We start from the raw sequence: 9614 nt of genomic DNA on the forward strand, positions 1-9614 counted from the left end.
ACCATATCTGGAACGTACCATTCCAAATGCAAATTGGTGAATACACCAACGCAGCGGGTCAGGTATTCCACGGTGACATTCCTCGTTACATGGCGGGTGACCCAACTGCGGGTAAACTGTCTGGTGGTTTCCTGTTTAAAATGTACGGTCTGCCAGCAGCAGCAATTGCTATTTGGCATTCTGCTAAGCCGGAAAACCGGGCAAAAGTGGGCGGGATCATGATCTCCGCAGCACTGACCTCATTCCTAACCGGTATCACCGAACCAATCGAATTCTCCTTCATGTTCGTGGCGCCAATTTTGTATGTTATCCATGCAATTCTGGCAGGCCTGGCCTTCCCAATCTGTATCCTGCTTGGGATGCGTGACGGTACCAGCTTCTCCCACGGTCTGATTGACTTCGTGGTACTGAGTGGTAATAGCAGCCGTATTTGGTTGTTCCCTCTGGTGGGTATTTGCTACGGTCTGGTCTACTACACCATCTTCCGTGTACTGATCGCCAAACTGAATTTGAAAACACCGGGTCGTGAAGACACGACGACAGAGCAAACTGTACAGGGTGGCACTGAAATGTCAGCAGCACTGGTAGCAGCATTTGGTGGTAAAGAAAACATCACTAACCTGGATGCATGTATCACACGTCTGCGTGTCAGCGTGGCTGATGTGTCCAAGGTTGACCAAGCTGGTCTGAAGAAATTGGGTGCTGCGGGCGTTGTCGTCGCAGGCTCAGGTGTTCAGGCTATCTTCGGGACGAAATCTGATAACCTGAAAACAGATATGGACGAGTACATTCGTAACCATTAATTCAGGTATGGGGAGTGCAAAGGGGAGGCGAAAGCCTCCCTTTTTTTGTGTCTAGAAGGGCCAGTTTCTCATGGTTTCATCGCTATCATTTTAGGTGTTTTTACGATCTATTTGTTTTCACCGCTACGGGCACTTTGTTATTAACCTCTATAAATTAAATATCTATATAAAAACCACACGTTATCTTCTGTGTGATTAATGTTTGTTTTGAATGGATTTTATTTATGTTATTCAGGCTCTAGCCAGGTAGTCTGGAAATCAAACCAACCTAAATTATTTAAGTGCGCGCCTTGGGCTTGTTCGGGGGCTTTTAGGCGCATCCAGTGATGGAATAATGGCTGCAACCATCCATTGGCGATGATCTCTCGGATCAATTGTTCGCTACCCAGGGATTGGTTGCGCCAATCATGCAGATAGCTCTGTAAATCAGCATCATCACCGCCAGTGATGGATTGACGCAGCAACTGGGAGCTCAATAGCCATACGCCAACATTCCACTCTTCAGGAACGGCAAAGTTCACTGTGCCCAGCCACAAATCAGCTTTGGCCTCACCCTTGGCCCAAGAGGTGTAATCCAGCTCGATCATATCTAACTTAATGCCCTGAGCAGCGAGAATATGAGTTATTTCAGTCACCAACATCGAGTATTCTGGATGCTGGGCATGATAAGCCAGCGTTAATACCGGCATATCCTCTGATTCTGTCGCGATATCACTTGAAAAAGGAGAGCACTCTTCTCCTGCATCAATGCCATGAAACCATGTGGGTAGGACGCTACTGGCGGGTACCCAGAAGGGGCGAATGGATTCAATTAGCTGTTGAATAAGATGATAAGGATTGAGCGTTTTTCGCAACCAGCGGCGCTGTTTAATATCGTGCCAGTGCGGTGAGCGGCTATCGCATAGCAAAAAATATCCACCGCGTTCCAGAAACATCTCTTGTGTTGAATCTGATGGCTTACCGGTCAGGCTGGCAACTTTCCCAGAAACATAATCAATATCACTGATGCTGGAACTGAGCCAGGTGGCACTTTGTATATTCTCCATGCTCAACTGATCTGATAGCACGGCAGGTGTGTCAGAGGGCGGGCGGGCCAAATCCGGGAAGATAAGCACCTCAACCTCATCCAGCAAGCCGCGAAAACCAAAATAGTGGTCAAAAGATTTCATCTGTAAGTGCCAGTTATCATTTTCAGCCACTCGATAAGGCCCCGTTCCTACAGGGTGAGAGGCAAAATCTGGCTGTGTGGCATGATTTTCCGGCAGAATCAGTGCGCTGTGATGGGCGAGTAACAGGGGAAGGCGCGGGTCCGCTTGGCTAAGTTCAATAACCACACTGAGTGGTCCGTGCGAACTAATTTTTTGAATATGTGAAAACAGCGGCAAAGTTGCGCTGCGGGTTAATGAACTGACGACATCGCGGCTGGACAATTCTCGACCATCATGAAATTGCACCGCCGGGCGTAAATAAAAGCGCCAATGCAATGGGTCGATCATTCGCCATTTGTGAGCTAAATCGGTGGTGACTTCACCGTTTTCCTCATTTACTCGGGTCAGGCCATTAAAAATTTGTCGGACTAAGTGCAGCTCAGAGCGGCGTAGTGCTGTGCCGGGGTAAAGATTTGTCATGGTGCGGTAGTAGGGGATGCGCAGAGCTTGATAGTCATCGCGTATCCGATACCCCAGTTTAGCCCGCAACAAGGGGACAATGAGCTGTTTATCTTCGCCCAATAGGGCAATGGCTTCATTAAAACCACCGGAATCTAATAACTGTTCCGCTTTTTCAATTAAAAGCTGATGAGTGTTCCGCAATAGTTGCAAATATGACCGGCGGCCACGACCTGCCTCTGCTTGCCACTTCAACCAGCCAGCCTGTTGCATCTGAACCAGTAATGTCCGCATGTGGCGCTTGGTGCAGCTGAGTTTATCCGCAAGTTCTTGCAGTGTAACCTCAACTGGCTGTGCCCCAACCTGATTTAATAAGCGTAAGTATTGCTGTTCAAGGCGTCGGCTGACCATAAAAGAGGAACCCAATTGAGTCTAACTCAGCAGTTTTATATATCATCTTTTTAGCCGATAATTTTCACTACAGCAAGCGTTTGTGTCTCAGCACTTCTTATCGGAAAAGGCCGCAGACAGAACGCTATGATTATTTGAGGAAAGAAGATGACCCGTTACATAAACAAAGATACCCAAGTGTGTATTTCTCTGGCCGCCAGGCCAAGTAACTTTGGCACTCGTTTTCATAATTTTTTGTACGATGCTCTGGATCTCGATTACCTGTATAAAGCCTTTACCACCACGGATCTGGCCGCGGCAATTGGTGGTGTGCGGGCATTGGGGTTCCGAGGTTGTGCAATTTCAATGCCGTTTAAAGAGGCGGTTATCCCAATGGTAGATGAGTTGGATGCCTCTGCCGCAGCAATTAATTCGGTTAATACCTTAGTGAATACTGATGGTTATCTGAAAGCGTACAACACCGACTATATCGCCATCGCGAAATTGCTGGAGAGTTATCAGGTACCTACAGATAAAGTCTTTGCACTGCGTGGCAGTGGTGGGATGGCGAAAGCCGTGGCTTTTGCACTAAAAAATGCCGGTTTTAAGCAGGGATTTATTATTGCGACGAACGAAAAAACCGGTAAAAAATTAGCCGAACAATCCGGTTACACCTATCAGCCTGATATGCAGGGTGTTGAAGCCGATGTATTAATCAATGCCACCCCAGTGGGGATGTCAGGGGGGAAAGAGGCCGATAGCATGGCTTTTACTGAAACTGAGGTTGAACATGCCGAGGTGGTTTTTGATGTGGTGGCACTGCCAGCGATGACCCCGTTGATAAGCTACGCCAAAGCACAAGGAAAAATCGTTATTACTGGCGCTGAAGTCTTTGCTATTCAGGCGGTTGAGCAATTTGTGCTGTATACCGGCATTCGTCCAGAGCAGGCTTTGTTTGAAAAAGCAGCGGCTTATGCCCGCGCTCAATGATTGAGGTTGAAATCAATAGAAATTGTCGCTCATACTACGCATTCCTCATTTTTATCATGATCAAGGAAATGCGTAATGGCCGAAGAAACGATTTTCAGCAAAATTATCCGCCGTGAAATCCCTGCCGACGTGGTCTACCAGGACGAACTGGTGACCGCGTTTCGTGATATCGCCCCGCAGGCACCAACTCATATCTTAATCATTCCTAACATTCTTATTCCAACTGTGAATGACGTCACAGCAGAACATGAAGCAACACTGGGTCGAATGATCACTGTGGCTGCTAAACTTGCAGAGCAGGAAGGCATTGCTGAAGATGGCTATCGTCTGATCATCAACTGCAATCGTCATGCTGGGCAGGTGGTTTACCATATTCACATGCATCTGGTCGGTGGCCGTGAGTTGGGCTCGTTGCTGTCACATAAATAGCTTGAAGTATGGCAGGACTATAACTGAGGTAAGCCTATGCGCCCTGTGAAGGCGTTTTTATTGCCGGTGATGGCGCTTGCGTGTATTGCGACATTGCTGGGGTGCAGCAGCCCGAAAGGGATTGCGGTGAATAAGCAGCAAACCGTGGTAATGGATTCGTCTGTGCTGACGGCGGGTATTTTGGCTTCTCAACCTGCAATTTCAACATCATCTGGGAATAATGTAGCGCGCTCGGTGATTACCAATAGCCAGAGTAAACCGATAAAAATAAGCTACCGCTTTTATTGGTATGATGCGCAGGGCTTGGATGTGCCGCCACTGGAAGCGCCACGGTTTATCGTTATTGCGCCAAATGATGATGTGGATATTCAATCAGTTAATAATAATTTTAATGCGCGTAGTGCGCGCCTTTATTTATTCTTATAACCCTATATTTTTATAACAGCTCGGTTCTTATCATCGCGCTATTGGAGTGGGACAATGAAAAGGTATTTATCTGTCGCTTTGGCGGCACTTGTGCTGACGGGGTGTATCACTCAGCCACCTGTTGAGCCAACCACACCACCCGTGACCATCGAGCCTGTCACGCCACCGGTTCCTGAAACTCCACCACCGGTAGACAACGTACCGCCGCCACCAAAGATGGAACAATCTATTGATTGGGCTGCCAGTGTCGAGCCTTTGGTCGCACAAATGGTCAACAGCAACGATGTGGCAAACGGCAGTATATTGTTACTCGACAGCGTTAAAAATAATACTAATGGCAGGTTACCAACGGCGAAAGCCACCTCGGCACTGCACCAAGTGCTGTCATCAAACAAAAAGTTTGTGTTGATCTCGCCACAGCAATTGGCGGTTGCCAAGCAAACATTGGGGTTATCAGAAGAAGATAGCCTTGGCTCACGCAGTAAGGCCATTGGTCTGGCTCGCTATGTCAGTGCCCAATATGTGCTCTACAGTGATGTGAGTGGTGATGTGAAGTCACCCACCATTGAAATGCAGTTGATGCAAACACAAACCGGCGAAATTATCTGGTCAGGTAATGGCCCAGTTAAGCGCTGATCCTTCTCTGTATGCGCTTATTGAAAGGATAAAACCGTCGGTGGATATTACCCCTGACGGTTTTATTCATGCAGCCGATTTTATCAAGGCAGATTGGCATATTAGCCCGGTATCTGGCCTGACGGGTGAAAGTTGGCGTATTTCTTACCCATCAAACACGACTGCAAATATTAACTGGCTGGCGCGTGAACAATCGGTTCAGAAAACCCAACTGGGAGTGGAGCGGCGGCGGGAGCGCAAGTTGTTGCGACATGTGGCTGGCCATCATTTGGCACCCACTATTATCGCCGCAAATCAACACTGGCTGGTGGTCAACTGGCTCGAAGGTGACGTTGTCACTCGCGCGCAATTCATTGAATTGTCGAATAATGGTCAGTTGGCACAGCTATTGACCCGCTTGCATCATCTACCCGCCAGCGGTTATCGACTGGATTTACATGGTCAGCTCATCCGTTATGCCGGGCAGATTGATACCAAACGCCTTTCACCAAGCTGGTTACGCTTGCATCAGCATTTTCTGCGCAGATCACCGCCGCAACCGGTGAAACTGGCACCCCTGCATATGGATATTCATCCCGGAAATCTTTTGGCGACACCCTCCGGGCTGAAATTGATTGACTGGGAATATGCGGCTGATGGCGATATTGCTCTTGATATTGCCGCGCTATTTCGTGGCAATAGTTGGTCAGCGCCCCAGCAACAGGCTTTTTTACAGCACTATTGCCAGAATGAGCAGGGTTACCCTGATATTGATCGTTTATCCCGTCAGATACAGCGCTGGGTGCCGTGGGTTGATTACCTGATGTTGATGTGGTTCGAGGTGCGCTGGCAGCAGACTGGCGACAGCGAGTTTTTGCAATGGACGGTGCCGCTACGCCAGCGGTTTAATCTGTCCTTTTGATTTTTTAATATTAAATTTACGAGGTTGTCGTGGGTCCAGTGATGTTAGACGTTGCCAGCTATGAGCTGGATGCAGAAGAACGTGAGATTTTAAAGCACCCGCTGGTGGGCGGCCTGATTTTATTCAGCCGTAATTTTCATGATGCCGAGCAACTACGCGAGTTAGTCCGTCAGATAAGGGCTGCGTCCCACGAGCGTCTGGTGGTGGCGGTCGATCAGGAAGGGGGCCGGGTACAGCGCTTTCGTGACGGTTTTACCCGCTTACCTGCGGCTCAGTCGTTCGCGGCGATCAATGATCCAGCCACTGCGGCGCAGTTAGCACAAGATGCGGGCTGGCTGATGGCGGCCGAAATGATATCAATGGATATCGATATTAGCTTTGCGCCAGTACTGGATATTGGCCATGTCAGCGCGGCTATCGGTGAGCGTTCATTCCACAGTGACCCGCAACAAGCACTGAAAATGGCAGAGTGTTTTATTCGTGGGATGCACAGCGCGGGTATGAAAACCACCGGTAAGCACTTCCCCGGGCATGGGGCGGTAACAGCAGATTCGCATAAAGAGACGCCTCGGGATAATCGACCACTGGCAGAAATCCGTACTCATGATATGGTTATATTTCGCGAACTGATTGCGCGGCGATTACTGGATGCCATTATGCCTGCTCATGTGATTTATACTGAAGCTGATGCGCGTCCAGCCAGTGGTTCGTCTTACTGGCTCCAAAACATATTGCGCCAAGAGTTAGGGTTCGATGGCATCATTTTCTCTGATGACTTGTCGATGGAAGGGGCAGCCATCATGGGCAGTTATGCCGAGCGTGGGCAAGCCTCTTTGGATGCTGGCTGCGATATGATTTTGGTGTGTAATAACCGTCAGGGCGCGATAAGTGTGTTGGATAACCTGTCGCCAGTCAAAGCAGACCAACTGGCATGCTTGTATCATTCTGGGCAGTTTGACCGTCAGGCGTTGATGGCATCACCGCGTTGGCAACAGGCGAATAAGGCATTAACGGCACTCAGCGAACGTTGGGATGCACATAAGTCGCGAGGATAAATATGATAGTCTATCTACATGGTTTTGATTCCAACAGCCCTGGCAATCACGAGAAAGTCCTGCAACTGCAATTCATTGATCCGGATGTGCGTTTTATCAGTTACAGCACTTTGCATCCTCGCCATGATATGCAGTATTTATTGAAAGAAGTGGATAAGGCTATTCAGCAAGGTGGCGATGCCAAGTCACTGATTTGTGGTGTGGGGTTAGGGGGCTTTTGGGCCGAACGAGTGGGTTTTCTGTGTGGCATCCGGCAGGTTGCCTTCAACCCTAATCTTTATCCGCAAGACAATATGAGCGGTAAAATTGACCGGCCGGAAGAGTACGTCGATATCGCCAGTAAATGTATCAGTGATTTTCGCGAGAAAAACCGCGATCGCTGTTTAGTCGTGTTGTCGCGCAATGATGAAATGCTGGATAGCAAGCGCACTGCCGGTGATTTGCATCCTTATTACGAAATTGTCTGGGATGAAAAGCAAGGCCACAAGTTTAAAGATCTTTCACCTCATTTGCAGCGGATAAAAGCATTTAAAACTCTGGGATGAATAATCAAATTAATCGGGCTTTGTTAAATACTGGTTAATTGTAATACCTACTGTTCTGTGCAACTTGGCTTGAAAAAAGTGTTTCGCCGGCTTTTTTTAGGCCATTTTTATGCCAAAAAATGGCAAAACTGGCCTTTATCTTCCACTCAATAAAAAAAATATAAACCGTGACTAAACGCTAACTATTTGAAACCTATTCTAGAAAAAATCCTCCTGCTGGTACTTTAATCAAAAAAAGTTGATATATATCAATTTTGGTATGACCAAATAACCCTGCATGATATTCTGACTCCAGTTTATTGAATTGGTATCTTCGAACCCTATGTTATCTAAGGATATTATTCATTTACCCTTAGCTAACAATTGGTTCACATTTAGGGGGTCATTTTGACAACGCCGAAGAAAAAAATCGTTATTATTGGTGGTGGTGCTGGCGGCCTTGAGCTGGCAACTAGTCTGGGTCATAAGTTGGGGCGCAGCAAAAAAGCTGAGATTGTTCTGGTGGATCGTAACCACAGCCATCTGTGGAAACCTTTGCTCCATGAAGTGGCTACCGGTTCTCTGGATGATGGTGTTGATGCATTGAGCTACCTGGCCCATGCGCGCAACCATTATTTCAATTTCCAGTTGGGGTCGTTAACGGATATTAACCGCGAAACCAAAACTGTCTGCCTGGCTGAGATTTGCGATGAACACGGTGATGTGCTGGTAACAAAACGTGAATTATCCTATGACATATTAGTGGTCGCTCTGGGCAGTACGTCGAATGACTTCGGCACTCCGGGCGTGAAGGATCACTGCATCTTCCTCGATAACCCACATCAGGCCCACCGCTTCCATAATGAAATGCTTAACCTGTTCCTGAAGTATTCAGCGCAACCGGGTGAGAAAGGCAAAGTTAATATCGCGATTGTTGGCGGCGGTGCCACCGGTGTGGAGCTGTCTGCTGAGTTACATAATGCGGTAAAACAACTGCATAGCTACGGTTTTGAGGGCTTGGATAACCAGGCACTAAATGTCACGTTGGTTGAAGCCGGTGAACGTATCCTGCCAGCATTACCGCCACGTATCTCGGCGGCGGCACATCAGGAACTGATTAAACTGGGTGTGCGAGTATTGACCAAAACAATGGTTACCAGCGCTGATGAAAAGGGTCTGAATACTAAAGATGGCGAGTTTATTAATGCTGATCTGATGGTATGGGCGGCAGGTATTAAAGCGCCGGACTTTATGAAAGATATTGCCGGGCTAGAAACCAACCGTATTAACCAACTGGTGGTTGAGCCGACACTGCAAACGACCCGAGATCCTAACATTTTTGCGATTGGTGACTGTGCTTCTTGTCCACAGCCAAGTGGTGGTTTTGTGCCGCCGCGTGCGCAATCTGCGCATCAGATGGCCAGCCGCTGTTATAGCAATATTTTAGCATTGCTCAATGAGCAACCACTGAAGCCATACATTTATAAAGATCATGGTTCTCTGGTGTCGCTGTCGAAGTTTAGTACCGTCGGTAGCTTGATGGGTAACCTGATGCGCGGATCTATGATGGTGGAAGGGCGTGTTGCCCGTGTTGTTTACATCTCATTGTATCGTATGCATCAAGTCGCATTGCATGGCTATACTAAAACTGGCCTGATGATGCTGGTGGGCGGGATTAACCGGGTAATACGCCCGCGCCTTAAGTTGCACTAATTCTCCTTCGTCTTTGACGCTACAGGGGTGTTAGCTGCGCTAGTTACTCGGCCCGTCCATGGGCCTCGCCTCTACGAGGCCGCTGCAAGCAGCGTTCAAATCGGTTCCTGACCGATTTGTCACCCGAATCACTGACAAGG

10 protein-coding genes are annotated in these 9614 nt (G+C 48.1%); 9 read left to right on the plus strand and 1 reads right to left on the minus strand.

Features of this window, described 5'->3' with window-relative positions; all coding sequences use genetic code 11:
* Positions 1 to 803 (plus strand): PTS transporter subunit EIIC (locus ACNSO8_RS03040; protein WP_418393789.1); only part of this gene is annotated, 803 nt, incomplete at its 5' end.
* Between the two features lie 227 nt (positions 804 to 1030).
* Here ACNSO8_RS03040 and ACNSO8_RS03045 read toward each other — a convergent pair.
* Positions 1031 to 2821 (minus strand): SgrR family transcriptional regulator, encoded by a 1791-nt coding sequence (locus ACNSO8_RS03045; RefSeq protein WP_418393790.1) that lies wholly within the window; start codon positions 2819 to 2821, stop codon positions 1031 to 1033.
* A gap of 147 nt (positions 2822 to 2968) precedes the next feature.
* Between ACNSO8_RS03045 and ACNSO8_RS03050 the strand changes: the two genes are divergently transcribed.
* The 8 genes from ACNSO8_RS03050 to ACNSO8_RS03085 all read left to right on the plus strand — a co-directional run bounded on the left by ACNSO8_RS03050 (position 2969) and on the right by ACNSO8_RS03085 (position 9474).
* Entirely contained in the window at positions 2969 to 3790 is an 822-nt protein-coding gene (locus ACNSO8_RS03050) for a shikimate 5-dehydrogenase (RefSeq protein ID WP_057621250.1), read from the plus strand.
* A 75-nt stretch (positions 3791 to 3865) separates the two neighbouring features.
* Positions 3866 to 4219 (plus strand): purine nucleoside phosphoramidase, encoded by a 354-nt coding sequence (hinT, locus tag ACNSO8_RS03055; protein ID WP_004873877.1) that lies wholly within the window; start codon positions 3866 to 3868, stop codon positions 4217 to 4219.
* Between the two features lie 36 nt (positions 4220 to 4255).
* Entirely contained in the window at positions 4256 to 4645 is a 390-nt protein-coding gene (locus ACNSO8_RS03060; RefSeq protein ID WP_411928867.1) for a YcfL family protein, read from the plus strand.
* Positions 4646 to 4699: 54 nt separating this feature from the next.
* Complete coding sequence (lpoB, locus tag ACNSO8_RS03065; protein ID WP_019079789.1) at positions 4700 to 5281, plus strand: penicillin-binding protein activator LpoB; 582 nt, start codon at positions 4700 to 4702, stop codon at positions 5279 to 5281.
* The gene (gene thiK / locus ACNSO8_RS03070; protein ID WP_082245378.1) at positions 5262 to 6182 is read left to right on the plus strand and encodes a thiamine kinase; all 921 of its coding nucleotides are present in this window, start codon (positions 5262 to 5264) and stop codon (positions 6180 to 6182) included. The genes lpoB and thiK overlap by 20 nt, the downstream gene beginning before the upstream one ends.
* Positions 6183 to 6211: 29 nt before the next feature.
* Positions 6212 to 7237, plus strand: a complete 1026-nt coding sequence (gene nagZ, locus ACNSO8_RS03075; RefSeq protein WP_263699708.1) for a beta-N-acetylhexosaminidase — start codon at positions 6212 to 6214, stop codon at positions 7235 to 7237.
* Positions 7238 to 7239: 2 nt separating this feature from the next.
* Positions 7240 to 7782 carry an alpha/beta hydrolase YcfP gene (gene ycfP, locus ACNSO8_RS03080; protein ID WP_019079786.1) on the plus strand — a complete coding sequence of 181 codons (543 nt, stop codon included), beginning with the start codon at positions 7240 to 7242 and terminating at the stop codon, positions 7780 to 7782.
* Between the two features lie 387 nt (positions 7783 to 8169).
* On the plus strand, positions 8170 to 9474 hold the full coding sequence (locus ACNSO8_RS03085; RefSeq protein WP_005170669.1) for an NAD(P)/FAD-dependent oxidoreductase: 1305 nt from the start codon (positions 8170 to 8172) through the stop codon (positions 9472 to 9474).
* The last annotated feature ends 140 nt before the right edge of the window (positions 9475 to 9614 follow it).

It is taken from the genome of Yersinia sp. LJYL362 (genome assembly GCF_048323875.1).